At 66.4% G+C, this 23980-nt stretch carries 25 protein-coding genes and 1 riboswitch; of the genes, 10 read left to right on the forward strand and 15 right to left on the reverse strand.

Annotated features, from left to right (window positions below; all coding sequences use genetic code 11):
* Positions 1-2 precede the first annotated feature (2 nt).
* The 3 genes from aroE (at position 3) to VAR608DRAFT_RS08560 (ending at position 2075) form a co-directional block, all read left to right on the forward strand.
* Complete coding sequence (gene aroE, locus VAR608DRAFT_RS08550) at positions 3-824, forward strand: shikimate dehydrogenase (protein WP_088953676.1); 822 nt, start codon at positions 3-5, stop codon at positions 822-824.
* 13 nt (positions 825-837) lie between these two features.
* Positions 838-1284 carry a type II 3-dehydroquinate dehydratase gene (aroQ, locus tag VAR608DRAFT_RS08555; protein WP_088953677.1) on the forward strand — a complete coding sequence of 149 codons (447 nt, stop codon included), beginning with the start codon at positions 838-840 and terminating at the stop codon, positions 1282-1284.
* A 188-nt stretch (positions 1285-1472) separates the two neighbouring features.
* Entirely contained in the window at positions 1473-2075 is a 603-nt protein-coding gene (locus VAR608DRAFT_RS08560) for an amino acid ABC transporter permease (protein ID WP_088953678.1), read from the forward strand.
* 72 nt (positions 2076-2147) lie between these two features.
* On the opposite strand, the gene VAR608DRAFT_RS08565 is transcribed toward VAR608DRAFT_RS08560, so the two are convergent.
* The gene (locus tag VAR608DRAFT_RS08565; protein WP_197700495.1) at positions 2148-4241 is read right to left on the reverse strand and encodes a pyrroloquinoline quinone-dependent dehydrogenase; all 2094 of its coding nucleotides are present in this window, start codon (positions 4239-4241) and stop codon (positions 2148-2150) included.
* Between the two features lie 105 nt (positions 4242-4346).
* Between VAR608DRAFT_RS08565 and VAR608DRAFT_RS08570 the strand changes: the two genes are divergently transcribed.
* From VAR608DRAFT_RS08570 to VAR608DRAFT_RS37405, 4 genes are all read left to right on the forward strand, one after another.
* A complete protein-coding gene (locus VAR608DRAFT_RS08570; protein ID WP_443082924.1) occupies positions 4347-5483 on the forward strand; it encodes an outer membrane protein assembly factor BamB family protein in 1137 nt (378 codons plus the stop codon).
* Between the two features lie 30 nt (positions 5484-5513).
* A riboswitch (yybP-ykoY riboswitch) is annotated at positions 5514-5684 on the forward strand.
* Between the two features lie 9 nt (positions 5685-5693).
* Positions 5694-6266: a TMEM165/GDT1 family protein gene (locus VAR608DRAFT_RS08575; RefSeq protein WP_088953680.1), complete on the forward strand. Its 573-nt coding sequence runs from the start codon at positions 5694-5696 to the stop codon at positions 6264-6266.
* Between the two features lie 38 nt (positions 6267-6304).
* The gene (locus VAR608DRAFT_RS08580; RefSeq protein WP_088953681.1) at positions 6305-6790 is read left to right on the forward strand and encodes a hypothetical protein; all 486 of its coding nucleotides are present in this window, start codon (positions 6305-6307) and stop codon (positions 6788-6790) included.
* Positions 6791-7084: 294 nt separating this feature from the next.
* Positions 7085-7348 carry a hypothetical protein gene (locus VAR608DRAFT_RS37405; RefSeq protein ID WP_172843822.1) on the forward strand — a complete coding sequence of 88 codons (264 nt, stop codon included), beginning with the start codon at positions 7085-7087 and terminating at the stop codon, positions 7346-7348.
* Positions 7349-7390: 42 nt separating this feature from the next.
* Here VAR608DRAFT_RS37405 and VAR608DRAFT_RS08590 read toward each other — a convergent pair whose 3' ends face one another.
* The 3 genes from VAR608DRAFT_RS08590 to VAR608DRAFT_RS08600 form a co-directional block, all read right to left on the reverse strand.
* Positions 7391-9094 carry an adenylate/guanylate cyclase domain-containing protein gene (locus VAR608DRAFT_RS08590; protein ID WP_088953683.1) on the reverse strand — a complete coding sequence of 568 codons (1704 nt, stop codon included), beginning with the start codon at positions 9092-9094 and terminating at the stop codon, positions 7391-7393.
* A 19-nt stretch (positions 9095-9113) separates the two neighbouring features.
* Complete coding sequence (locus VAR608DRAFT_RS08595) at positions 9114-9644, reverse strand: DUF4148 domain-containing protein (protein WP_172843823.1); 531 nt, start codon at positions 9642-9644, stop codon at positions 9114-9116.
* 148 nt (positions 9645-9792) lie between these two features.
* Positions 9793-10527 (reverse strand): hypothetical protein, encoded by a 735-nt coding sequence (locus tag VAR608DRAFT_RS08600; RefSeq protein WP_088958686.1) that lies wholly within the window; start codon positions 10525-10527, stop codon positions 9793-9795.
* A gap of 133 nt (positions 10528-10660) precedes the next feature.
* On the opposite strand from VAR608DRAFT_RS08600, the gene VAR608DRAFT_RS08605 reads away from it, so the two are divergent.
* On the forward strand, positions 10661-11605 hold the full coding sequence (locus VAR608DRAFT_RS08605) for a metallophosphoesterase family protein (protein WP_088953685.1): 945 nt from the start codon (positions 10661-10663) through the stop codon (positions 11603-11605).
* A gap of 14 nt (positions 11606-11619) precedes the next feature.
* Positions 11620-11973 (forward strand): cupredoxin domain-containing protein, encoded by a 354-nt coding sequence (locus VAR608DRAFT_RS08610; RefSeq protein WP_197700496.1) that lies wholly within the window; start codon positions 11620-11622, stop codon positions 11971-11973.
* Between the two features lie 45 nt (positions 11974-12018).
* Here VAR608DRAFT_RS08610 and VAR608DRAFT_RS08615 read toward each other — a convergent pair whose 3' ends face one another.
* From VAR608DRAFT_RS08615 to VAR608DRAFT_RS08655, 9 genes are all read right to left on the reverse strand, one after another.
* A complete protein-coding gene (locus tag VAR608DRAFT_RS08615; protein WP_157730742.1) occupies positions 12019-12522 on the reverse strand; it encodes a MarR family winged helix-turn-helix transcriptional regulator in 504 nt (167 codons plus the stop codon).
* 69 nt (positions 12523-12591) lie between these two features.
* Positions 12592-14106, reverse strand: coding sequence for an L-piperidine-6-carboxylate dehydrogenase (amaB, locus tag VAR608DRAFT_RS08620; RefSeq protein WP_088953687.1), 1515 nt, complete (start codon positions 14104-14106; stop codon positions 12592-12594).
* 7 nt (positions 14107-14113) lie between these two features.
* A complete protein-coding gene (locus VAR608DRAFT_RS08625) occupies positions 14114-15094 on the reverse strand; it encodes an ABC transporter substrate-binding protein (RefSeq protein WP_443082925.1) in 981 nt (326 codons plus the stop codon).
* A gap of 94 nt (positions 15095-15188) precedes the next feature.
* Positions 15189-16322 (reverse strand): NAD(P)/FAD-dependent oxidoreductase, encoded by a 1134-nt coding sequence (locus VAR608DRAFT_RS08630; protein WP_088953689.1) that lies wholly within the window; start codon positions 16320-16322, stop codon positions 15189-15191.
* Positions 16315-17736: an FAD/NAD(P)-dependent oxidoreductase gene (locus VAR608DRAFT_RS08635; RefSeq protein ID WP_088953690.1), complete on the reverse strand. Its 1422-nt coding sequence runs from the start codon at positions 17734-17736 to the stop codon at positions 16315-16317. The genes VAR608DRAFT_RS08630 and VAR608DRAFT_RS08635 overlap by 8 nt, the downstream gene beginning before the upstream one ends.
* Positions 17736-18041 (reverse strand): (2Fe-2S)-binding protein, encoded by a 306-nt coding sequence (locus VAR608DRAFT_RS08640; RefSeq protein WP_172843967.1) that lies wholly within the window; start codon positions 18039-18041, stop codon positions 17736-17738. The genes VAR608DRAFT_RS08635 and VAR608DRAFT_RS08640 overlap by 1 nt, the downstream gene beginning before the upstream one ends.
* 16 nt (positions 18042-18057) lie before the next feature.
* Positions 18058-18852 carry an ABC transporter permease gene (locus VAR608DRAFT_RS08645; RefSeq protein WP_088953692.1) on the reverse strand — a complete coding sequence of 265 codons (795 nt, stop codon included), beginning with the start codon at positions 18850-18852 and terminating at the stop codon, positions 18058-18060.
* Between the two features lie 12 nt (positions 18853-18864).
* Positions 18865-19722, reverse strand: a complete 858-nt coding sequence (locus tag VAR608DRAFT_RS08650) for an ABC transporter permease (protein WP_088953693.1) — start codon at positions 19720-19722, stop codon at positions 18865-18867.
* Positions 19719-20786 (reverse strand): ABC transporter ATP-binding protein, encoded by a 1068-nt coding sequence (locus tag VAR608DRAFT_RS08655; RefSeq protein ID WP_088953694.1) that lies wholly within the window; start codon positions 20784-20786, stop codon positions 19719-19721. Before VAR608DRAFT_RS08655 ends, VAR608DRAFT_RS08650 begins: the two co-directional genes overlap by 4 nt.
* Before the next feature lie 158 nt (positions 20787-20944).
* On the opposite strand from VAR608DRAFT_RS08655, the gene VAR608DRAFT_RS08660 reads away from it, so the two are divergent.
* Positions 20945-21817 carry an IclR family transcriptional regulator gene (locus tag VAR608DRAFT_RS08660; RefSeq protein ID WP_088953695.1) on the forward strand — a complete coding sequence of 291 codons (873 nt, stop codon included), beginning with the start codon at positions 20945-20947 and terminating at the stop codon, positions 21815-21817.
* A gap of 7 nt (positions 21818-21824) precedes the next feature.
* Here VAR608DRAFT_RS08660 and fahA read toward each other — a convergent pair whose 3' ends face one another.
* Together fahA and VAR608DRAFT_RS08670 are read right to left on the reverse strand one after the other, a co-directional pair.
* Positions 21825-23147 (reverse strand): fumarylacetoacetase, encoded by a 1323-nt coding sequence (gene fahA, locus VAR608DRAFT_RS08665; protein WP_088953696.1) that lies wholly within the window; start codon positions 23145-23147, stop codon positions 21825-21827.
* Positions 23144-23950, reverse strand: coding sequence for a cyclase family protein (locus VAR608DRAFT_RS08670; protein ID WP_088953697.1), 807 nt, complete (start codon positions 23948-23950; stop codon positions 23144-23146). Before VAR608DRAFT_RS08670 ends, fahA begins: the two co-directional genes overlap by 4 nt.
* Positions 23951-23980: the final 30 nt, after the last annotated feature.

Raw genomic sequence — 23980 nt, forward strand, 5'->3', positions numbered from 1 at the left:
TCATGACCGACCGCTACGCCGTCATCGGCAATCCCATCGGACACACGAAGTCTCCCATGATCCACGGCAGCTTCGCGCAGTCGACCGGGCAGGACATCGAGTACACCGCGATCGAAGGTCCCCTCGACGGCTTCGCCGGCGCCGTGCATGCGTTTCGCGATGCAGGTGGACGCGGCATGAACGTCACCGCGCCGTTCAAGCTTCAGGCGTTCGAGCTTGCGACGGATCGCCTTGAGCGAGCCGAGTTGGCCGGCGCCACCAATGCGCTGAAGTTCGAAGGCGACCGGATCTACGCGGACAACTTCGATGGTGTGGGGCTGGTAGCCGACATCACGCGCAACCTGGGGGTCGAGATCAAGGGCGCGTGCGTCCTGTTGCTCGGCGCCGGCGGCGCTGCGCGTGGAGCGCTGCAGCCGTTCCTCGCACAACGGCCGTCGGTCCTGGTGCTGGCGAATCGCACGCTCGAAACCGCGGTGGCGCTGGCGGACAGGTTCGCGCCGTACGGAGAGGTGATCGCGTCGGGCTACGGCGACCTGTCCGGCCAGCACTTCGACATCGTCGTCAACGCGACTTCCGCAAGCCTGAAGGGCGAACTGCCGCCCCTGCCCGCCGAAGTCCTGAAAGGCACAAAGCTGGCCTACGAGCTCGTTTATGGAAAGGGTCTCACCCCGTTCCTGCGCCTGGCGCAGAACGCAGGCGCCGCGCAGCTGGCCGACGGCGTGGGCATGCTGGTCGAGCAGGCCGCCGAGGCCTTCGCGTGGTGGCGCGGCGTCCGTCCCGATACGCGAGGCCTCATCGATCGCATGAAGATCCCGCTGGTCTGAAAAAGGAGATGCAATGAGAGTCCTGATGCTGCACGGTATCAACCACAACATGTTCGGCAAGCGCGATCCGATTCAGTACGGCACCGTGACACTGGCCGAGATCGATGGGCAACTCCAATCCCTCGGCCGAGAGCTTGGCGCGGAAGTCGAAAGCTTCCAGACGAATAGCGAATCTGCCATGTGCGAGCGCATCCATCAGGGCTTCGCGGACGGCGTGGACGCAGTGCTGATCAATGCCGGCGCGTGGACCCACTACAGCTACGGTATTCGCGACGCGCTCGCGATCCTGACGGTTCCGATCGTCGAGCTGCATATGTCGAACATTCATGCCCGTGAGAGCTTTCGTCACCACTCGGTGTTTGCCGAGATTGCAAAAGGGCAGATATGCGGCTTTGGGCTTGATAGCTACCTGCTTGGATTGCGGGCAGCCGTGTCGGCGGCCTCGCAAGCAGCTCGATAGTGCCTTGCATCCGCCTTCCCCAATAGGTCACAGATGACCGTCGAAGGAGACAAAGTGAAAAGAGAAGTTCTTCAAGCAGGTGGCGCGCCCTGCATCACCGGCGAGTCCCCTGGCAAGCCTCGACCCGCGACGGCTGCGTTGGCACGGCGCATCTGCCGTCCTCTGCACATCTCGTCGGAGCAATTGCAGTGAATCACCAATTCGACTTCGGCCCCGTCGTCGCAGGCTTCTCGGACCTCCTCAAGGGCTGTGCCGGGACATTGGGGTTGGCGTTCGCCGGAATGGTGTTGGCAACCATCATCGGCATCGGCGGCGTGATGCTGAGAGATTCAAGGCACTCGTTCTTGCGCTGGCTCGTGATCAGCTTCGTCGAGGTGGTTCGAAACACCCCCTTCCTCGTGCAGATCTATTTCGTCTTCTTCGCGCTGCCGCTGGCCGGAATCCGCATCGATCCGACGCCGACTGCAATCATCGCTCTGGGCGTCAACGGGGGCGCATACGCCATCGAGATCATCCGCGGCGGCGTGCAATCCATCGGCAAAGGTCGGATCGAGGCGGGGCTCGCATTGGGACTACACAAACTCGCGATCTTCCGCAAGATCGTGCTGGTTCCGGCGCTGCGCGCAGTGTTCCCGTCGCTCGCCAGCCAGTTCATCCTGTTGACGCTCACGACGAGTATCGCGTCAGCCATCTCGGCCTATGAATTGACCTCCGTGGCGCAGCGCATCGAATCGGATTCGTTCCGCAGCTTCGAGGTCTACGGAGTTGACGTCGTCCAGGGACCGGATTGATGGCCAGGATCTTGATCGGCCATTCCACTCTCTACCCACCAGCCGGATTTGCCGCTCCCGAACGCAACGCCCTCAGGCGCGGCGCCTGCGTCGCCGGCGCCAGCGCCGCAGCAGAGCAACAAGAGCGACGACGCCCAGGGCGATGGCGCCGATCCGCAGCGCCGCCCGGCCGCCGGGCTGATCGATCGTCCGGTCCCACACGGTCCGCGTTGATTCTCCCGGCACGGGCAACGCAAAGGCGACCACGGCATCGCTGGTTTCTGTTCCGACCTCACCGTGGCCGCCGGCGGCGACGACCACGTACTGGCGTCCGTGCCAGACGTAAGTCATCGGCGTGGCCATCGCCGATGCGGGAAGTCGGCCACGCCACAACTCGGCGCCGTTCGCCGAATCGAACGCGCGCAGGTAACGGTCCATGGTTGCGCCGATGAACACCAGGCCACTGGCCGTCGCGACGGGTCCTCCGAAGTTCGGCGTGCCGGTCGCCTGTGCAATGCCGAGCGGGAAGATGTCTTCGGTCGTCCCGAGCGGTACCTCCCAAAGGATCTTGCGCTGATTCAGGTCGAGTGCAGCGATCGTTCCCCAAGGCGGCGGGTTGCAGGGCGCGCCGATCGGCGAAAGCAGCGTCTCCCGGATCATCGCGAACGGCGCTCCGGACTGCGGGCTCACTTCCTTGCGCGGGTTCGCCGCTTTGGTCGCCGCGAAGTCGGCGCGCGGGATGAGACGCACGACGTGAGCGGCTCGGGTCGTGTTGACGAAGACGACGCCGCGCGGATCGACCGCCACGCCGCCCCAGTTGACGCCGCCGCCGGTCATCGGAAAGAGGATCGTTCCTTGCACGCTCGGCGGTGTGTAGAGGCCTTCGCCGCGCAACGCAGCGATGCGATCGCGGCAGGCACCGCGGTCCCACCAGGTGTAGCCGTACGCGTCGTCCGCGCGAAGCGTCGACGGCACCAGCGCCGGCATGTCGGAAGGAAAGGTCTGCGTCGGCGAGAGCATCTCGCGGGGCGCGCCGCCTTGCGGCACGGCACGCTCCTCCACCGGGAAGACCGGCGCGCCGGTGTCGCGGTCGAGAACGAAGACAAAGCCTTGCTTGGTCGCCTGGATCACGACGTCGCGCGGGCGGCCGGCGATGGCCAGCGTGGCCAGCGTCGGCTGCGCCGGGACGTCGTAGTCCCAGACGTCGTGCTTGACGATCTGGAAGGCCCAGGCGAGGCTGCCATCGGACGCATGCAGCGCGACCACCGAATCCGCGTGTTCGTTCGCGCCCGGGCGCAGGCCGCCGTAGAAATCCGGGCTGGGACTCGAGGTCGGGAGGAAGACCAGGCCGCGCTGCGCGTCGACCGACATCGGCGCCCAGACGTTTGCCGCGCCCGTCTTCGTGCCGGCTTGCGGCACGAGTGGCTCCCAGCTCCAGCGCGGCGCGCCGCTGCGTGCGTCGAACGCGCGCACGCGCCCAGAGGGCGCCGAGACGCGGGCGTTGTCGTCGATCGACGAACCGACGATCACGACGTCGCCGGCCACGACCGGCGCCGACGACACCTGGAATTCGCCTGGCCGCAGAAGCTCGCCGGTGTCGATCTCGATCTGGCCTGCCTTGCCGAAGCCGGCGCAGGCCAGGCCGGTGCGCGCATCGAGTGCGATCAGGCGCGCGTCGGTCGTCGCGCTCAGAACGCGCAGCGCGCAGGGCGCGTCGGCCGGCGCCGCGGGATCGCGCCACTGCGCGACGCCGCGGCAGTTGTAGCGATTCGCAGGCCGCCGATCGGTCGCGACTTTCGGGTCGTAACGCCAGGCCTCGACACCCGTCGCCGGGTCGAGGGCGATGACTTCGTTGAACGACGAGCACAGCACGAGCTTGTCGGCGACGAGGATGGGTGTCGTCTCGAACTTCACACGACGCATCAGCGCTGCAGCGCGGCTCGACGCGTCGCCGGTGCGATAGAGCCATTGTTGGCGCAACCCGTCGACGTTGGCGGGCGTGATGAGCGCCGCGTCGCTGTAGCGTCGCCCGCCGGCGTCGCCGCCATACTCCGGCCAGCCACTGTCGGCCGACGGCGCTGCCGGCGCGGCGACAGGGCACGACAACGCGGCCGTCACGCCGAGCGTGAAGGGGGCGAGGGCACGCCGTACGGCCTTCGTCGCCGCAGCCGCGTGCCGGTCTTTCACTTTGCGCTTGTGTCGCAAGGAAGTGTTCCCGGTCGATCCCCTCCTTGTCGGGGATGTTATTGGCGCAGGAATTGAACCTCGTAGGGCCGTTTCGGAATTTACCGCGTGTCCCCGCGACGCGGGGATGGTTCGTGGTCCAACAACGGAGTAAACACGATGAACTCATCCATCCTGATGCGCACCCGAAGGGGTGCTGGGCGCGTCGGCCCCCTGGCGACCCTCGTTGCAGCCGTGACTCTTGGGTGCCTGGCGGGCACGAGCGCGGGCGGCCCGTTCAATACGCCGGGGAACATCCTGATCACGGATCAGTTCAACAACCGAGTGATCGAGATCGACCCGAGCGGGACGATCGTCTGGAGCTTCGGCAGCGGCCACGGAAACACGTCGGCAGGCGCGATCGTCGGCACCAACGACGCCGAACGCGTCGGGGTGAACACCTTGATGTCGGGCACGGGCATCCCGGCCGGTGCCACCAAGAACTGCAAGAAGTCAGGCTGTGCCGACAACCGCGTGATCCTGGTCGATCCCAACGGAAACATCATCTGGCAGTATGGGCAATTCAACGTGACCGGCTTCGGGCCCAACCAGCTCAATACACCGGTGCAGAACACCTTCCTGCCGGACGGACACATCCTGATCACCGACCAGGGCAACCAGCGCATCATCGAAGTGCGCCCGGCGGACAACGCCATCGTGTGGCAATACGGGCAGAACGGCGTTGCCGGCTCCGGCCCGAATCAGCTCAGCAATCCCAACGCCGCCGAGCTGCTCGCCAACGGCAACATCCTGATCTCCGACGAGAACAACAACCGCGCGATCGAAGTCACGCACACGATGCCCAGCCAGATCGTCGCGACGTTCACCGCGCAGGGGAGCGTCAGCGGTGTCGCGTTCGCAAGCCGGCTGGCGTCGGGCAATACGCTGATCACCGATTCCAACAACGCCCGCATCGTGGAAGTCAACAGTCAGGACGTGCCCGTCTGGCAGTACGTGACCAACACCCGGCCGGGCAGCAACCCGGCGCCGCTGCCGACCCGCGCGGTACGGCTGGCGACCGGCAACACCCTGATCAGCGATCAATTCAACGACCAGGTGATCGAGGTCAACCCTTCGATGCAGATCGTTGCCACCTATGGAACGATCAACGATCCCGGCTTCAGCCCGAGCACCGCAGTCCAGATGAATGCGCCCTACAGTGCCTACGTGATCGGCGACTACACCGGCATCACCTCCCCGTTCTGAGCGCACCTTGCCTGCTGAGCTAGAATCGCGCCCTCAGTCATTGGGGAGTAGCTGACCTGCGCAACGCGGGGGCTCGCGTCAACACACTTGGCCCATAGGCCATGGCGCGAGCAGCTTCACGGCCTGGCAAGACCTTTGACCACACCGCCTCCGGATTGGGCCGGGGATGCGGGGTGGTCTTTGCGTTTCCGGCCCCTGGATTTCTCTTTCATGGAAGCATTTCTCGTGTCCACCGGCGTTGTCGCGCTCGGTGAGATGGGCGACAAGACCCAGTTGCTCGCGATCGTTCTCGCCGCCACGTTCCGACGGCCCTGGCCGATCATTGCGGGCATCTTCGTCGCCACGATCGTGAACCACGCGGCCGCAGGCGCGCTGGGCGGTTGGGTCGCCCACATGCTCGGGCCGGATCTCTTGCGCTGGGTCATCGGCATCTCGTTCCTGGCGATGGCCGGCTGGATGCTGATCCCCGACAAGCTCGATGAGGAAACCGCTGGCAGCGGCAGCCGTTTCGGGGTCTTCGGCACGACAGTCGTCGGCTTCTTCCTCGCGGAGATGGGTGACAAGACCCAGATCGCAACCGTGGCTCTGGCTGCTCGCTATACCGACGTGGTGCAGGTCGTGCTGGGCACGACCGTCGGGATGATGCTGGCGAACGTTCCAGCAGTCTTCCTTGGTGACAGGATCGCCCAGAAGGTATCGATGCGCCTCGTCCATGGCGTGGCTGCCGCCATCTTCGGCATGCTGGGCTTGCTGACGCTGTTCAATGTCGGCAAGCTGTTCTAATCGTCGTTCTGTGGTGGGTTATGGAAGAAGCTGGAGACGTGGAATCTGAACCGCAAGTGCCGCTCGCGAGGATGAGGGTCGGGGCATGGCTCTTTGCCATTGCGGCCCTGCTGGTGGTCGCCGGCCTCGTCTGGGCGAGCGACTGGATCACATTGCAGAACGAGCGAACCATCTACACGGTCGACTGCACGGGCGGCGGATGGCAGGGCCGGCGTTGCAGCGGAAGACTGAAGGCGAGCGACCGATATCGATTCCGCGCGCTGCGGGCACGCGGCGAAGTGCTGTTCTGGGTCGTGGGTAGCGGCGAGCCGTCGGGCAAGCTGGCACCCTGCGCAATCGCCAGCGGCCGGAACTGGACCTGCAAGGCGGGCCCGGATTCCGCGCACTCGATCACGCTACAGATGTCCAAGGGCCGGGCGGTCGCCAGCCGCAACGGCACTACCCGGTCGTTTCATGCCATTCCCAAGTGGCGCTGGTACCTGCTTCGCTGGGGCATCGCGCTGGGCCACGATGCGGCGAATTGAGATGGCGAACCGGCGGGAGCCTGGCTACTTGTTCACGGGTGGAACGGCAGGGGTTGCAGGCACCGCCGGCGTTGCCGGACCGCCGCGGACACTCGGGACTGCGGGCGTCGCCGGAATTGCAGGAATTGCAGGAGTCGCAGCGGTTGCATGGGTCGCAGGGCTTGCATGGGCGACGGTGGCGACGCCATGGTGTCCGTGATGACCGTGGTGTCCATGGTTGGGGGCGGCTGCCGTGTGGCTTGCCGCAGGCGAGCCGTGGTGGCCGGCCGTTGCCGCCGTTGCGGGCGCACCGCCATGGCCGACGGCGGCAGCCGAGTTGCCTGGCCCTGCGCCGCCTGGGCCGTTTCCGCCAGCGCCGCCACCACCGCCGCCGCCGCCGCCGCCGCCGCCGTGCGCATGGGCGACGGTGCCGGACAACGCGGCCATGAAAAGAGTCACGACGGTTGCCGCGACACTGCGCTTGTTGAATTTCATTCGAGCTCCTGGGTTTCGAAAAGAGAAGACCCCAGCGGGGCCTCCTTATCCAACGGGCAGCGTCCGGCGCTGGCCGACGCCTGATGCAATTCGTCGCAATTTGACCGGGGCAGCTGGCCGGAACGCTCATGCGTCCAAGCGAGGCATCTGCCGCGCGTCGGGCAGAACGCGGACAGCGACCGCCTCGTCACGGCCGCGCAGGCGTGCATCGAGCGGCGCCAGCAGGCCGGCCGGGATTCCGGCATGGCGGAACACCGCGTCCGAGACGATGGCCTCGCAGCCGACCTCGCGGGTCAACTGCTGAAGCCTGGAGGCCACGTTCAACGCATCGCCCAACGCGGTGAATGTCACGTGCTCGCGAAAGCCGATCTCGCCCATGACCGAGCGGCCACAGTGCACGCCGATGCCGAAGCGGATGGGCTGTCGCAACTGCGGTCCCATCGCCTCGTTCAGTGCCGCGATGTTCATGGCGATCCGCGGCACCGCGGCGAGCGCCTGGCGGCATGCGGTGGCGGGGTCGGTCGCCAGGCCGAATATGGCGAGGACGCCGTCGCCCAGGAACTGGTTCGGCAAGCCGCTTTCCTGCACGATCGCGGCGCAGGTCGCAGCCAGGAAGCGACTGACGAGGAACAGGCTGTCGAACGGCAATTGCTCCGCGGCGAGCCGCGTGGAGTCGCGCATGTCCACGAACATGAATGCACCGAATCGCTCCTTCGGCATGGCGCCCCATCGCCGGCCCGGCTCGAAGGCCTTGGAGCTCGCCGGCGGCACCAGGGGCCACACGGCAAGATCGGCCTTCGGACGCAGCTGACATGCGAGGCGCACGAAGCGCGGGTCGGCGTCCAGGCGTGCCAGCACGCGTCGTTCCGCCTCCCGCGGCGCCGGCAGCCTGGCGTCGCCGACGACACGCACCCGGCACAACGAGCACCGGGCACGGCCTCCGCAGGCGCTTGCGTGGGGGATGCCCCCGATCCTGCTTGCCTCCAGCACCGAGAATCCGAGCGGCACGTGGACCTGCCGCCCGTCCGGATAGCGCACGCAGACCCGGCCTCTGCTGCGCTCCCACAGCGAGCGTGCCCCGCGCGCCGAAAGCACCAGCAACAGTGCGCCACCGGCGAAGAGAAGAAAGTCATTGCGCAGGTCGACGAGCCAGCGGTCTTGCGCTGGCGTCCCGACGACGGTCTGGGCGAGCGCCTGGGCACGCCAGCCCGGGTTCTGCGCCAGCGCCACCACCTCGCGGCCGCCCTGCAGATAGCCCAGCAAGGCGAGCACCGGCAAGAGCACCGCGAGGCTCGTGAGCACACTGCGCCACGCGCCGAACCACGGCTTCAGTCGCAACCAGAACCAGATGCCGAAGCACCCATGCACCCAGGCCACCACGAGCAGCGCCAACTGCACCCGGCCGAACGACGGCTGGGCGATCCAGAGCGAATACAGCAACTGGGCATAGCCCTTGTCGAGGCCGAACGCGGCAAAGGCGATTCGCGTGTTGACGAGATGGTTGGCCAGGAGCGGCGGTATGCACAGGCCCAGCGTGAGCTGCGCGACCTCCTTCGGCGTCCAGTGCAGCGCACGCCGCTCGTAGAGCGCCCACAGGCCGAGGCAGAAATGGATCGCCAGTGCGCCGTACAGCAGGATCGTGCCGGGCCACGCCTGCCAGATGAACTTCTGCACCAGCAGGCCTCGCTCGAGCCATGCCAGAGAGGCATTGCCGAGCGAATGGTTCAGCAGGTGCGTCCCGACATAGACGAACAGCACGAGCCCGCTCGCCAGCCGGACCGAACGCGCTCCGGCTGGACGCAGGATGCGAAGACGTCTGGAACCTGGCATGCCAGCCCGCGCAGACGCTTCACTGCGCGGCAGCGCTGCCCGAAACCGTGGCTGCCTCGGCGGCCATCGTCGCCCGCGGCCTGGCGTAGCGCTGCGGGTGTTCCTCGTTGAGCCTCAGGCCGCTTTCGTCGCTCGCGAGCATGTCGCCCGTCCGGATCGCTTCGGCCAGTTCGGCCTGGACCTGCGCGCGTGTCTTGCCCGCCGCGACGACGTGCGACGGGTAGCGCTGCGGATGCTCCTCGTTGGCCTTCAGCCCGCTTTCGTCGTTGGCCATGATGTCGCCCGTCCGGATGGCGTCGGCGAGTTCCGCCTTGACCTGTGTGCGCGTCTTGCCCTCTGCCATGACCGGCGCGGGGTAGCGCTGCGGGTTCAGCTCCCGCAGCGTCAGGCCGCTTTCGCCCGCGGCGAGCATGTTGCCGCTTCGAATCGCCTCGGCCAGATCGGCCTTGACCTGCGCGCGTGTCATGCCGCCCTCGGCATGGGCGGCTGCACCGAGTGCGGCGAGAAGGAAGAGGGTGCCAGTGGCGCGGGCGAGTTTGGATGTACGCATGATGATCTCCTGGGTTGAGCGGCACCACCTGTGCCGTGGTCGAGGCCTCTCAGCCTCGTCGTGCAGTACGGTGGCGACGCTCGGAATATTCGTGACCTCGCATGCAGGGACTCCCAAAGCGTGAACAAGTGCCGAAAGCGGCTTGGGGTCAGGGCGCTGCCGCGTCACGCGACCCGGCATCGCGCCATCGGCCGGCAACGAACGAGCCGACGATCAGCGACAGGTAAGCGCCCAGCAGCACGTGGCGCCATGAAGCGAGCGGCGCCGCACGGGGCCGCGCCTCGGCCGCATGGGCCACGAGCAGGGCTTCGTGAGGCTCGATGGTGCGGGCCATTCGCAGGAACCCCGCCGCCGAGAGCAGCGGCACCGCGACAAACAGCGTGGCCAATGCGAGCCGGATGCGGCGCGACTGGACATGGCGACGCAGCGTGATCCACAGGCCCATGCAACCGTGCACCCAGCCGGGCGCGAGCAAGGCGATCTGCCAGCCCTGCGAGCCGCCGGAGATCAGTCCGGCAATGATCTTCTCGTAGCTCGGATGGAAACCGTAGAACGAGGTCGCGACCCGCGTGTTCACCGCGTGGCCGATCAGCAGCAAGGGCAGGCTGAAGCCCGACCACAGGCGCAGCCACTCCCTGGCCGGCAGCTGCCAGTGGCGGCGCTGGTGGATCGTGTGCAAGGCCAGCGCAAAGTGCAGCGCGAACGCACCGTACAGGAGCACCGTGCCCGGCGGGCTCTGCCAGAGCCGGATCGCCAGGCGCAACCCGGCCTCCGCGAGCGACAGCGACACTATGCCCAGCATGTGATTGATGAGGTGCAGCGAGATGTAGCTCATCAGGACCAGGCCCGAGCCCAGGCGCAGGTGATGGGTGGTCAAGGGCATCTGGAAGTCCTGTCGCCGGTACACACGAAGCATTGACTGCGCGTGGATGGAATCTATTCCGCGGGAATAAATCCCGGCCCGCCTGCGTATAGCAGCTTGCAACGACCTTCAACCCGTGAAAAGGAGCAAGCAGATGAACACGCACAGTCCCGGCCGTCGTGAGGCCCTCAGGTGTCTGTCCGCATGGAGCGGCGCGGCAGTTGTCTGGACCGTGAGCGGCGGCATACCGCGCGCCCTCGGCGCCACCGGTGCCGGCGCGCCGCCGCCGGCGGCGGCAGGCAATACGCTGACCTTCGTCCAGATCAGCGACACCCACATCGGCTTTCGCAAGGAAGCCAACCCCGATGTCGTCGGCAGCCTGCGCCACGCCATCGCCGACATCAATGCCCTGCCGCAGGCGCCGGCATTCGTCGTGCACACGGGGGATGTCAGCCACCTGTCGAAACCCGAGGAATTCGGCAACGCCAAGGAGATCCTCAAGGAGCTCCACGTCGACCGCGTCCATACCGTGCCGGGCGAGCACGACACGATCGACGATGGGGTCAACGGCTATCTGAAGTTCTTCGACCACGACGGCAAGGGCCGCGCCTGGTACAGCTTCGACCAGGGCGGCGTCCACTTCATCGGGCTGACCAATACGCTCAATTTCAAGGCCGGCATGCTGGCCGGGCTGGGCGACGAGCAACTGGCCTGGGTCAAGAGCGATCTCGCCGGTGTCTCGCGCTCGACGCCGATCGTGGTGATGGCGCACATCCCGCTCTGGACGGTCTGGGAGCCCTGGGGCTGGGGCACCGCCGATTCCGCCCAGCTGATCGCGATGCTGCGCCCCTACGGATCGGTCACGGTCCTCAACGGGCACATCCACCAGGTGCTGCAGAAGGTCGAAGGCAGCGTTGCGATGCACACGGCGATGTCGCTGGCCTATCCCCTGCCCACACCGGGCCAGGAAGGGATCGGCGAACCCGGCCCGGTCAAGGTCCCGGCCGGCGAACTCGGAAAGCTGCTCGGCACGCGGCAGATCAGCGTGGTGCGCGGCAAGCGCGAGCTGGCCATGGTCGACCGGCCGCTCGAAGGCTGAAGAGGAGCTGCGCCATGTTCCATCGAGGCCACCTGAAACTCTGGGGTGCGGGGATCGTGCTGGTCGCAGGCGTCGCGGCGGGGCTGTCGGCCAGCGTTGCCGCCGACGCCGTGACGACCGTCGACGTCAGCAAGTTCAGCTTCGGACCCAAGGAGATCACGATCGCGCCCGGATCCAGGGTGCGCTGGATCAATCACGACGAGGTGCCGCACACGGTTTCCAGCGCACAGGGGCAGGAAAAGGTCATCGCCTCGAAGGCGATGGATACCGACGATCAGTACGAGGTCGCGTTTCCGAAGGCAGGCGACTACGCCTACTACTGCACCGTGCACCCGTTCATGACCGGCGTCGTGCACGTGCACAAGTAAGTGGTACCCCCGAGGATGCCGGTTGGCTCACTTGGGAGCACGGGGTCAGACGTTGGGAGGAGGACTTGCGCGGGCCTGGGCGTTGTCGACGATTCGCTCGAGCAACCCGCGCAGCTCGCCGATCTCCGCCTCTTCGAAACCAAGAAGGAGCTCGGCCTGGATTTGCCGCAGTTCGGGCGCGAGTCGCTCGGCGGCCTCCCTTCCGCGCTCCGTGAGCATGACATTGACCACCCTGCGGTCAGCCGGTGCACGGAGTCGTCGGCACAGGCCCTGGCGCTCCAGGCGATCGATCAGGCGAGTCATGCCGGGAGGGTCGATCTCGCAGAATCTGGCCAATTCCGCCACCTGCAGCGGCCCCCGCAGGTGGAGATAGTGCAGCAGACGCCACTGCGTGCCCGTCGGGCCGCCTGATGCTCGCAAGCGAGCGTCGAGTCCGGTACGTGTCAGCATGAGAATCCGCCGGATCAGGTAGGCGACGCTTTCCTCGATCCGATAGTCTGATGCGTGCCCGAGCGAAGCGGAAGAGCGATCCAAGATGTGAGCCTTCATGTGTCTCATCGCGCGGCATGCGCTGGATTGCGATTTTGCCGCGTCGCAGCCGGGGCGTGCGCTTCCTCCCTAGACGTCGAACTTGACGCCCTGCGCCAGCGGCAGCTCTCGCGAGTAGTTGACCGTGTTGGTGGCTCGCCGCATGTAGGCCCGCCAGGAATCCGATCCGGATTCCCGACCGCCGCCCGTTTCCTTGTCGCCGCCAAACGCGCCACCGATCTCCGCGCCGGAGGTGCCGATGTTGACATTGGCGATGCCGCAATCCGAGCCGGCTGCGGAAACGAAGTATTCGGTCTCCCGCAGGTCATTGCTGAATATTGCGGACGACAGACCTTGTGGCACGTCATTCTGCAAGGCCAGGGCGTCGGCGAAATCCTCGTACGTCAGCACGTACAGGATGGGGGCGAAGGTCTCGTGGCGCACTGTCGGGGTCTGACCCGGCATCTCCAGGATGGCAGGACGAACATAGAAGGCCCCTGGGAACCGATCCTGCAGTACCCGCTCTCCCCCGGTGGCAACACCCCCCTCGGCAATTGCCGAGCCGATCGCACTTTGCATTCCATCGAAGCTCTGCTCGTCGATCAGCGGCCCGACAAGCGTGCCGGCGTCCAGCGGACTTCCGATCGGCAAGCCGGCGAACGCCTTCTTCAGGCGTGAAAGGAGCGCGTCCTTGATGCTGGAGTGAACGATGAGGCGACGGGTGGTGGTGCAGCGCTGGCCAGCCGTTCCCGCGGCCGCAAAGGCGATGCCGCGCACGGCCAGGTCGAGGTCGGCACTGGGCGTCACGATGACCGCGTTATTGCCGCCCAACTCGAGCAGCGATCGGCCAAAACGTTTGGCAACCCGCGGTCCTACCTCGCGGCCCATGCGCGTGCTGCCGGTGGCCGAAACCAGCGCAACCCGTGCATCGTCGACCAGGGCTTCTCCGGTCTCGCGCAGCCCGATCACGACCTGGTTGAGGCAGGCGGGCGCTTTGCCGAAGCGCTGCACGGCGCGATCGAATATCGCCTGGCAGGCAAGGGAAGCGAGCGGGGTCTTCTCCGAAGGCTTCCAGACCACGGCATTGCCGCAGACCAAGGCCAGCGCCGCGTTCCAGGCCCATACGGCGACGGGGAAATTGAACGCGGTGATCACCCCCACGACACCGAGCGGATGCCAGGTCTCCATCATCCGATGGCCAGGACGCTCGGAGGCAATGGTCAGCCCATAGAGTTGGCGCGACAAGCCAACGGCAAAGTCGCAGATGTCGATCATCTCCTGGACTTCGCCCTGGCCCTCGCTGAGGATCTTCCCGGCTTCGATCGACACGAGCTCGCCGAGCTGTTGCTTGGCTGCGCGGAGCTCCTCGCCCAGAAGCCTTACGAGCTCTCCGCGCGCCGGCGCCGACACCTCGCGCCATTGCAGATAGGCAGCCTTTGCGGCGGCAACGCGACTTGCCACGGCCGCAGCGTCATGGGTCCCGAGACTGGCAAGCGTCGTGCCGTCGATGGGCGTGCGTGCCGTGAGCGCGCCCTTGTCGAGTTCGGAACAATCCACGCCGAGACCGGCGAGCAGAGCAATGCTGCGATTTTTCAGGTCAGACATGTTGTGCTCAGCGCTCCACGGTCCGATTCCAACGCTTGCTCCATTCGGGGCGCTCCGCATTGATGACGTCCCAATCGAAGGTGACCGCACTCTTGAGCATGTTGTTCATGCGGTCCTGCTCGTCCGCAGCCTTGCCCTTCAACGTCGCCTTGGGCGTGACGGGGTTGTAGGAGCCGTTCTCCATCGCTGCGGTCTGGGCCTCGGGGCTGATCAGGTACTCCGCCAGCTTCTGGGCGAGCGCCGCATCGGGGTTGTTCGACAGAACGCACTGCGCCGTGAGCAGCACGCCGGCGCCCTCCTTGGGCGCTGCGAACTCCATGGGGATCCCCTTGGACTTCATCAGCTCGACCTGGGTCAAGGTGTACGGAAACAGCGCCGCATCGCCGGCCTGCATCATCTCGACGACCTTGGACGAGTTGGGGATGTACTCGACGACGTTGGGCCCGATGGTGGTGGGCCAGGCCTTGAAAGCAGGCTCCACGTTCTTCTCGGTTCCGCCCTTCAGGCGATTGAACATCAGGAATGCGTGCAGGCCGAAGGACGAGGCGGGCATGGACTGCACCACCACCTTGCCCTTGTACTTCGGATCGGCCAGGTCCCCCCACGAGGTCGGCGCCGCCCAGCCCTTGTCGGCGAAATACTTCGTGTTGTAGGCGAGGCCGGTCAATCCCATCGACAGGCCGACGGCGAAATCGTCCTTCATGTGCGCAACAGCCGGAACGGCCGAAAGATTCTGGGAGGGCTTGAGCTTCTCGCACAGTCCCATGCCGATGGCGCGGTACATCACGCCATCGTCCAGCACCATGACGTGCATCTGCGCGCTGCCCTTGGCGGCCTGGGCCTTCGCCAGGATGTCCGTCGAGGTGCCCGGCACGACCACCACCTTGACGTTGTTGGCCTTCTCGAACGCCGGGAACACGAACTCCGTGTAGGTGCGCTCCATGTTCCCGCCGTTCATGCCGATGTAGAGCGTCTTTGTCTGCGCCATCGCAGCGGTCATCGGAAGCAACGACAAGGCACAGGCGGTCGAAGCGACGAGCGACTTTTTGTGGGAGAACTGTGGCATAGAGACCTCTTGAAGTTCAAGTTTCGGGTTGAAGAAATCGTTGGATGGAGAACGCCTCGATCGGCGTGCTGGTCCGGCCCTCGGCGATCAGCTCCGCGAGCGCATCGCCGACGCCCGGCCCCAGCTGGAAGCCGGCTCCGGCAAAGCCGAATGCGTGGAACAGGCCGGCACGGCGTGCGCTCGACCCGATGACGGGCTGGCCGTCGGCGAGGCGCCCTTCGGTGCCGCTCCAGGTGCGGATCACCTGCGCGTGCCGCAGTTGGGGCAGCAGGTCGACGATCTGGCGCAGCTGGCCCAGCATCGTGGCGTGCGTCGACCGCGCGCGCAGACCGTCCATGAGATAGCCGCGACCGCCGCCGAACACCACATTGCCGCGCCGGACTTGGCGGCAGTAGATGCCGCCGCCCTCGACCCCCAGGCTCCACGGCAGAAAGAACGGCAAGGGTTCGGTCACCCCCATGGCCGGCGGCGTCGACTGCATGGGGACGGCTTCGCCGAACTGGGCTGCGAAAGGACCCGCCCATGCACCGGCACAGTTGACCAGCGCCGACGCCTTGACCTGGATGTCCCGCTCGTGCTGACGGGCACGAACGACGAAGCGCGATCCATCGTGCTCGGCCGATTGCACCGGGGCGAGTTCGCGCACGTCGGCGCCGGCCGCCTCAGCGGCGCGGGCAAAGGCTGGCGACAGCAGCCGAGGGTTGGCCTGGCCGTCTTCCGGGCAGAGCGAGCCACCGAAGATCTTCTCGCCGCCCATCGGAAACTGCGCACGCAGTGCGCTCGCGCCCTCGATCAATCGCAGGCCCAGGCCATGGCTTTTGGCTCGTTCGGCATAGCGTGCCAGCGATTCCATGTCGGCCTCGCTGCGCGCGATCTTGAAGTGCCCGCTGCGCTCGTACTCGGCCTCGGTGCCGATCAGCTCGCCGAGGCGACCCCAGAGCTGATGCGAGCGCTGGGCAAGCGGCAATTGAGCCAGCGGACGACCCTGGCGGCGCACGCCGCCAAAGTTGATGCCGCTGGAGCGCGAGCCGCACAGGTCGCGCTCCAGCAGGATCACCGAGAGGCCCCGTCGTCGCAGGAACAAGGCGGTGGCACTGCCCATGATGCCGCCGCCGACGATTGCAACGTCGCATGCCAGTTGCTCATGCATGGGCGTCCTCCCGAACGACCACGTCCACGGGCAAGGGCTTGACCGGCGCCTGGCTTCGCAAGCGGCCGACCTGGGCCAGGGGCACCGACTGGGCTTGCGCCAGGATTTCCGTGGCTGCGGCAGCGCACATGCGCCCCTGGCAGCGGCCCATGCCCACCCGACTCAAGGCCTTCAGGCGGTTCAGTTCCCGGGTGCCGCACTGCACCGCCGTCTGGCGCAGCTCGCCTGCGCTGATGTTCTCGCAGCGGCAAACGACCAACTCGTCATCGACGCGCTCCGCCCAGTTCTCGGGGAAAGGGAAGGCGCGCTCCAGCGCGTGCCGAAACCGTTCGGTCCCGGCGAGCTTTCGGCGCAGCTTCGACATCCGTCGACGATCCACGTTCAACTGGCGATCCTCGAGCAGTGCCCATGCTGCGAGTTCGCCGGACCATTCGGCCGCGTCCGCACCCAGGATGCCGGCGCCGTCTCCTGCCAGATAGACGCCGGGTACCGAGCTGCGGCGCGAATCGTGAAGGCGCGGGACATGGCATCGATGCAGCGGCGAGAACTCGAACTCGCAGCCCAGCAGATCGGCAAGCTGGGTTTCGGGACGCAGCGCGTAGCCCAGTCCCATCGCAGTGCATGCGGTCCGCCTCTCCCGGCCAGCGCTGTCACGCCAAAGCACATGCTCCAGCGACCGTGCACCTTGTGCGCGCAGCAGTTCGACGCCGTGATGAATCGGGACTCCGTTGAGCCGCAGCCAGGCCGTGAGATACAGGCCCTTGGCAGCCAGCATGGGCTGGGCAAGCAGCGCAGGCAGCGCACGGTAGCGCGCGCTGGCCGGTGCCGTGTCGAGCACTGCCTCGACCTTTGCGCCAGCCTTCGCGTACTGGCAGGCCACCAGGTAGAGCAGGGGGCCGGTACCGGCGAATACGACCGAATCCCCGATCGCGCAGCCTTGGAACTTGAGCGCCACTTGCGCACCGCCGAGTGTGAAGACGCCTGGCAGAGTCCAGCCCGGCAGCGGCAGCACGCGATCCGTGGCCCCGGTGGCCACGATGACATCGCGCCAAGGCAGACTCGACACCTCGCGCGTCGGCGCGTGGATCAGATCCAGCAGGTCCGGCTGCGCATTCCAGACCATCGTATTGGGTCGATGATCCAGGTCCGGCCGAATCCGGTCGAAGGTGGTGTGGACGCCCACCGCACGCCCTGCCTCCGTGCCGTACAGCTCCTGTTCGGTGCGACAGAACCCCTCCGGCGGCTGTCGATAGATCTGGCCGCCTGGTTTCGGACTTTCGTCGACCACGATGGGCTGCAGTCCGCCGGCAACCAGCGTCGCTGCAGCGCGCACGCCGGCAGGGCCCGCGCCGATGACGATCGGAGGCAGCGTGGGGTCGGACCGGTGCTGCAATTCGTAGGACGGCGCCGGCATCACAGCGTCTCTCCCTCGGCCGCACGGCCGGTGCAGACATGCATTCCCGGCTCGATCATGGTCTGGCATGCGCGCAGCGAGCGCCCATCCGCCAGTTGGACCCAGCAATCCTGGCAGGCACCCATCACGCAAAAGCCGGCGCGCGGCAGTCGACTGAATTCGTTGGTGCGCAGTCGAGCCGACTGCGTCAGGACCGCGGTCAATACCGTGTCACCTTTCAATGCGTGGGTCGGCTGGCCGTCGAGGACGAAGGCCACGGGTGGCCGGTCGAGCTCTTTGAGGCGCTTGAGCTGAATGCGGGTCATCGCCAACTTGAACCCCTCACTGCTTTCCCACGACGATGCGGTCCAGGCCGTAGATCCTGTCGAGCAGCAGCATCAGGCCCAGCGTCAGTGCCACGATGAGCGCCGACACCGCGGCCATCATCGGGTCCAGCGATTCGGTGGCGTACATGTACATGCGCACCGGCAGCGTGACCGTCGCGGGCGACACCACGAAGATCGACATGGTGAGCTCGTCGAAGCTGTTGATGAATGCCAGCAGCCAGCCACCGGTGATTCCCGGCAGGATCATCGGCAGCGTGATGCGGCGGAACACGGTCCATCCTCGCGCGCCCAGGGAGGCCGCCGCATGTTCGGCCGAATGGTCGAAGCCGACGAGTGCGGCCATGACCAGGCGCATGGTGTAGGGCGTCACGATGAGAGCGTGGGCCACATTGAGCCAGCCGAAGCTGCCCTGTCCGCCGACGAGCGACAGCATGCGCAGAATGGCAACCCCCAGCACCAGGTGCGGAATGATCAGCGGCGAAAGGAACAGGCCCTGCAGGAAGGCGCGGCCCGGAATCTCGTAACGCACGAGGGCCATGGCTGCCGGCACCGCCAGCAGCGTGGAAATGGTGGCCGCCGCGAACGCGAGCCGCAGGCTGTTCCAGAACGACTGGATGAAATCCGGATGGCGCAGCACACGCTCGAACCATCGCAGCGAGAACTCGGTGGTCGGCAGGGTCAGCGTCTCGGTCGGCGTGAAGGCGACGACGCACACCACCACCAGTGGCGCCAGCATGAAGACGATGACCAGCGCGTTGAAGGCGAGTGCCAGGGGGCCGTTCTTTTGCATTGCGTTCCTCGTTCAGCCCAGCGTCTTCCTGTAGCGGCCTTCGATCGCGCGGTTCCAGCCGAGCATGATGACGAGGTTGGCCGCGAGCAGGATCAGCGCAATGGCCGCGCCCAGTGGCCAGTTCAACGCGTTGAGGTATTCGTCATAGATGAGGGTGGCCACCATCTTCACCCGACGTCCGCCCAGCAGGCCGGGAATGGCGAACGAACTGGCCGCCAGCCCGAAGACGATCAGGCTGCCCGAAAGAATTCCGGGCATCACCTGCGGCAGCACCACGCGACGCAGCGTCGTGAAGTGCGAAGCCGACAGCGACAGCGATGCGTTCTCGACCCAGGGATCGAGCTTTTGCAGCGAGGTCCAGACCGGGATGACCATGAATGGCAGCATCACGTGCAGCAAGGCGATCACGATGGCCGTCTCGTTGTAGAGCAGCTTCAACGGGCCCACGCCCGCCCGCTTCAGCACCGCGTTGACCAGCCCCTCGGGTCCGAGCAGCATGCTCCAGCCGAAGGCGCGGACGACGACCGAGATCAAGAGAGGGGCCAGGATGATGAGCAGGAAGATGGAGCGCCATGGCTTCCCCATGCGGCTCAGGATGTAGGCCTCCGGCGCGCCGATCAGGATGCACAGCAAGGTCACGAGCGCGGAGATCCGCAGCGTGCGCCAGAAGATCTCGTAGTAGTACGGATCCTGCACGACCTGCAGGTAGTGCGTGAGCGTGAAGGTGCCGGCAACCGCGCCTTTGTCGGCGTCGAACGCATTGAAGGACAGGACCACGCACAGAGCCAGCGGCACCACCAGCATCACCGCAAACAGGGCCAGGGCGGGGGCCGCCATGCCCCAGGGCAGCCATGACGACCCGTTCTTCATGCCGCCGCTGCCTCGCCGGCGCCGATCACGCGGACGTTGCGGTCTTCCCAATCCACGCCAACGGTCTGGTCGATCTCGAACGGCGCGTCCCCGTCGTTGACCGAGGAGACCAGCAAGCTGCCCACCGGCGTGAGCACGCTGTAGATCCACAGGTTGCCGAGGAAGAAGCGCTCTTTCACCTGGCCGTCGCAGCGGCCCGTCCCGGCTTGTCCGCAGCGGATCTTTTCCGGCCGCAATGCGAGGACCGCCGCTGTTCCTCTCGGTGCATTCGAGGGCAAGGCGATGCGAACAGGTCCAACGGCGGCGCAGGTCCTGTCTTCCCCGTCTGCAACGACCTCGGCGTGCAGGAGGTTGGCCTTGCCGACGAAGGTGGAGATGAACGTGTTGCGCGGATGCTCGTACACCTGATGGGGCGTGTCGACCTGGGTGATTCTTCCGGCCTCCATGACCACCACGCGGTCGCTGATCGACATGGCTTCTGCCTGGTCGTGCGTCACCATGATGGTGGTCGTGCGCACCTTGCGCTGGATCTCTCGCAGCTCGAACTGCATCTCCTCGCGCAGCTTGGCATCGAGGTTGGAGAGCGGTTCGTCCAGCAGCAGCACGGGCGGCCGGATGACCAATGCGCGCGCCAGCGCGACGCGCTGCCGTTGACCACCCGACAGTTCGCGCGGATAGCGGTCGAGATGCTGATCCAGGTGCACCAGGGCCAGTGCCTGCATGGTCCGGTCACGACGCTCGGCCTGCGGACACTTGCGCATCTCCAATCCGAACTCCACGTTCTGGCGCACCGTCATGTGCGGAAACAGCGCGTAGGTCTGGAACACGATGCCCAGGCCTCGCGCATTGGGCTTGACGCGCGTGATGTCCTTGCCTTCCAGCTCGATGCGGCCGGCCGATGCGTCCACGAATCCCGCAATCATCTGCAGGGTCGTTGTCTTTCCGCAGCCCGAGGGTCCGAGCAGCGAGACGAACTCGCCCTTCTTCACCTCCAGGTTGAAGTCGCTGACCGCCAGGTGATCGCCGTACTTTTTGGTCAGCGTTTGGATTCGCAAGAAGCTCATGGATACCCCGTCCGGCGGTCGTCGTGATCGTCGCGATGAATAAAATAAATTGCTCTTGAATCGCAATTCTTGTGCCCTGCTTGATGCCGGACCTAGGTGTTAACGCGATAGACGGAATGTTTATTCAAGTTATTCCTGTCAATGGAATAATGGGAGCCATGGAACAAACGAACATTCCGACCACGGATGCCGCTGCCGAGATCGAAGCGCACCAGCGCGGCGCCACGCATCGCATCTTTCAGGTGCTTCGCGCCATTTCAGAGCAGCAGCACGAGGGCGTTCGCGTGACCTATCTGGCCAAGGCGCTCGGCATGACTCAGGCCACGACCCATCGGATCCTGCAAGGATTGATGCTCGAGGGCATCGTGGAACAGGCGGATCAGAAGAAGCTCTATCGCCTCAGCCTCGACCTTTTTTGTCTCGCAGCGAAGGCCGGCGCCGTCAATGACCTGCGCTCCCTGGCCCGGCCGGCATTGCTGAGGCTCAATGCCCGCCTGGGCGACACGGTGCTGCTGCTCGCGCGGTCCGGCTTCGACGCGGTCTGCCTCGACAGGATCGAGGGCGAGTACCCCGTCAGGACCTTCACCGGAGATGTGGGTGGCCGCGTGGCGCTCGGTGTCGGGCAGGCAGGCATGGTGATCCTCGCCCACCTGCCCGAGGCCGAGCGCGAAGAAGTGCTGCGGTTCAACCTGCCGCGCATCCGGCACTACGGTGTCTATGACGAGGTCTACCTGCGCACGGAGATCGCCCGGGCGCGCGATCTCGGCTACTACGGAAAGTCCAGCGGCCTGATCGAAGGCATGGCCGGCCTGGCCATTCCGGTCTTCGACCGCACGGGGCATGTCGTCGGCGCGCTGTCGGTGGGAACCCATGCCAGTCGCTTGAACGAGGATCGTCTACCCATCGTGCGGGACATGCTGGCCGCTGAGGCCAGGCAACTGTCCACGCAGATCAATCCCTTCGACCCGACACTGCGGCGCCCGATGCACTCCATGGTCGCGCGGTCGGCCTCCGATCCACTGGGTCAGTAAGACGCAGTCACCGGAGCGCCGCCAGCACCGTGCCCCGGCTCTCGCCGAAGCCGATGCGCGCGGCGCCCGGCTTCTCGCACCAGCCGCGCAGCAGCACCGCGTCGCCGTCTTCCAGAAAGCCGCGCTCGTCGCCGTCGCCCAGCGGCACGGGATTCCGGCCCGCGCTGGCCAGTTCGAGCAGGGCGCCGGCCTCGCCCGGCCCGGGGCCGGAGATGGTTCCGCTGCCCAGCAGGTCGCCCGGGTTGAGTGCGCAGCCGCCCATGGTGTGGTGGGCGACCATCTGCGCCACGCTCCAGTACTGGTGCCTGAAGCTCGTGGACGACAGGCGCGCCGGCCCCCGGCCTTCCTGCCGCGCGCGTTGGCTTTCCAGCCAGACCTCCAGCCGGATGTCGATGGCGCCGGCCTCGCGGTTGGCGGGCGAATCCAGGTAATCCAGCGGCTGCGGGTCGGTGGCGGGACGCGGCCATGCAGTGCGATAGGGCGCCAGTGCATCCATGGTCACGATCCAGGGCGAAATGGTGGTGGCGAAGTTCTTCGCCAGGAAGGGCCCGAGCGGCGCCATCTCCCAGACCTGGATGTCGCGCGCCGACCAGTCGTTGAGCAGGCAGATGCCGAAGACGTGCTGTTCCGCCTGCGCCATCGCAATGGGCTCGCCCGCGGCATTGCCCTGGCCGATCCAGATGCCCAGCTCCAGCTCGTAGTCCATCCGCGCGCAGGCCTGGTAGAGCGGCGCCTTCGCGCCCGGCGGCATCACCTGGCCCATGGGGCGGCGAAACGTCTGGCCGCTGACGCCGATGGTGGAGGCGCGCCCGTGGTAGGCGATGGGCAGCCAGCGGAAATTGGGCGTCACGTCGCCCTCGGCGAGCAGCAGCCGCGTGCAGTTCAGCGCGTGGTCCAGCGAGGTGTAGAAGTCGGTGTAGTCGCCGATGCGCGCGGGCACGCTGTGTTCCGCCTCGCGCTGAGGCACGAGGCAGTCGCGCAGCAGGGCCAGCTGCCCCGGCGCGGCGCCGTCCTTCAGCAGCGCGAACAGGGCGTGGCGCAGTGCACGCCAGGCGGCGGGGCCGAGCGCGAAGAAGTCGTTGAGCGCCGGTTGCGCCGCCGCGCGCGCGGCTTGCAGCGCGGCGCCTTCGAGCGCCGGTGTTGCGGCCAGCGCGGCCAGGTCCACCACCTGGTCGCCGATCGCGACGCCGCCGCGAAAAGCCTGCTGCGTGCCGCGGCGCCGGAACACCGAGAACGGCAGGTTCTGGATCGGAAAGTCGGCGCCCGCTGCATTGGCTGACTCCAGCCAACTGTGCGCGTTCACGTCATGGGTGTGGTCCAGCGCTGTCATTTCGAGGCCATCAGCGCGTCGTCGAAGATCGCCACCGCGCGCGTCCAGCCCGCGGAGGCGCCACGGATCTTGTGCGGGAAGCAGCTGATGAAAAAGCCCGTGGGCGGCAGCGCTTCCAGGTTGTGCAGCTTCTCGATGTGGCAGTAGCCGATGTCGCGCCCCGCCTTGTGGCCCTCCCAGATGAGCGAGGCGTCGTGCGTCTCGCCATACTTCTTCGCGGTGTGGACGAAGGGCGCGTCCCAGCTCCAGGCGTCGGTGCCGGTCAGGCGCACGCCGCGCTCCAGCAGGTACATGGTGGCCTCGTAGCCCATGCCGCAGCCCGCCGACACATAGTCGTCGTTCCCGTAGCGCGAGCCGGCGCGGGTGTTGACCACCACGATCTCCAGCGGCTCGAGCGTGTGGCCGATGCGCGCGAGCTCGGCTTGCACGTCGCCCGCGGTCACCACGTAGCCGTCCTCGAAGTGGCGGAAGTCCAGCTTCACGCCGGGCTGGAAGCACCACTCCAGCGGTACGTCATGGATGGCGATGGCGGGCTTCTTCTGCCCGGTCTTGGCGTCCATGGTGGAGTGGAAGTGGTAGGGCGCGTCCAGGTGCGTGCCGTTGTGGGTCGAGAGTTGGACCAGCTCCACCGCCCAGCCTTCGCCGTCCGGCAGGTCTTCCTTCTTGAGGCCGGGGAAGAAGGGTTCGATCTGCGCGAATGTGTTCTCGTGCGTGAAGTACTGGATCCTGGGTGCGAAGGCGGGTGGATCGCTCACCACGTCGTTTTCCAGAAAGATCGAGAGGTCGATGAATTTGCGGGGCATGTGTTTTCTCCAGGAAGGAAGGCGCTCGTC

Origin of the sequence: Variovorax sp. HW608 (assembly GCF_900090195.1) — a bacterium.
Classification (GTDB): Bacteria; Pseudomonadota; Gammaproteobacteria; order Burkholderiales; family Burkholderiaceae_C; genus Variovorax.

Excerpts from the sequence above, each read along its gene's own strand:
- VAR608DRAFT_RS08670 (WP_088953697.1), bottom strand. The coding sequence starts at position 23,950 with ATGCCCCGCAAATTCATCGACCTCTCGATCTTTCTGGAAAACGACGTG.
- aroE (WP_088953676.1), top strand. The coding sequence starts at position 3 with ATGACCGACCGCTACGCCGTCATCGGCAATCCCATCGGACACACGAAG.
- VAR608DRAFT_RS08595 (WP_172843823.1), bottom strand. The coding sequence starts at position 9,644 with ATGCGTACATCCAAACTCGCCCGCGCCACTGGCACCCTCTTCCTTCTC.
- VAR608DRAFT_RS08655 (WP_088953694.1), bottom strand. The coding sequence starts at position 20,786 with ATGAGCTTCTTGCGAATCCAAACGCTGACCAAAAAGTACGGCGATCAC.
- VAR608DRAFT_RS08605 (WP_088953685.1), top strand. The coding sequence starts at position 10,661 with ATGAACACGCACAGTCCCGGCCGTCGTGAGGCCCTCAGGTGTCTGTCC.
- VAR608DRAFT_RS08610 (WP_197700496.1), top strand. The coding sequence starts at position 11,620 with ATGTTCCATCGAGGCCACCTGAAACTCTGGGGTGCGGGGATCGTGCTG.
- VAR608DRAFT_RS08625 (WP_443082925.1), bottom strand. The coding sequence starts at position 15,094 with ATGGCGCAGACAAAGACGCTCTACATCGGCATGAACGGCGGGAACATG.
- VAR608DRAFT_RS37405 (WP_172843822.1), top strand. The coding sequence starts at position 7,085 with ATGGCCGACGGCGGCAGCCGAGTTGCCTGGCCCTGCGCCGCCTGGGCC.
- VAR608DRAFT_RS08660 (WP_088953695.1), top strand. The coding sequence starts at position 20,945 with ATGGAACAAACGAACATTCCGACCACGGATGCCGCTGCCGAGATCGAA.
- fahA (WP_088953696.1), bottom strand. The coding sequence starts at position 23,147 with ATGACAGCGCTGGACCACACCCATGACGTGAACGCGCACAGTTGGCTG.
- amaB (WP_088953687.1), bottom strand. The coding sequence starts at position 14,106 with ATGTCTGACCTGAAAAATCGCAGCATTGCTCTGCTCGCCGGTCTCGGC.
- VAR608DRAFT_RS08635 (WP_088953690.1), bottom strand. The coding sequence starts at position 17,736 with ATGCCGGCGCCGTCCTACGAATTGCAGCACCGGTCCGACCCCACGCTG.
- VAR608DRAFT_RS08630 (WP_088953689.1), bottom strand. The coding sequence starts at position 16,322 with ATGCATGAGCAACTGGCATGCGACGTTGCAATCGTCGGCGGCGGCATC.
- VAR608DRAFT_RS08590 (WP_088953683.1), bottom strand. The coding sequence starts at position 9,094 with ATGCCAGGTTCCAGACGTCTTCGCATCCTGCGTCCAGCCGGAGCGCGT.
- VAR608DRAFT_RS08600 (WP_088958686.1), bottom strand. The coding sequence starts at position 10,527 with ATGCCCTTGACCACCCATCACCTGCGCCTGGGCTCGGGCCTGGTCCTG.
- aroQ (WP_088953677.1), top strand. The coding sequence starts at position 838 with ATGAGAGTCCTGATGCTGCACGGTATCAACCACAACATGTTCGGCAAG.
- VAR608DRAFT_RS08575 (WP_088953680.1), top strand. The coding sequence starts at position 5,694 with ATGGAAGCATTTCTCGTGTCCACCGGCGTTGTCGCGCTCGGTGAGATG.
- VAR608DRAFT_RS08615 (WP_157730742.1), bottom strand. The coding sequence starts at position 12,522 with ATGAAGGCTCACATCTTGGATCGCTCTTCCGCTTCGCTCGGGCACGCA.
- VAR608DRAFT_RS08645 (WP_088953692.1), bottom strand. The coding sequence starts at position 18,852 with ATGCAAAAGAACGGCCCCCTGGCACTCGCCTTCAACGCGCTGGTCATC.
- VAR608DRAFT_RS08650 (WP_088953693.1), bottom strand. The coding sequence starts at position 19,722 with ATGAAGAACGGGTCGTCATGGCTGCCCTGGGGCATGGCGGCCCCCGCC.
- VAR608DRAFT_RS08640 (WP_172843967.1), bottom strand. The coding sequence starts at position 18,041 with ATGACCCGCATTCAGCTCAAGCGCCTCAAAGAGCTCGACCGGCCACCC.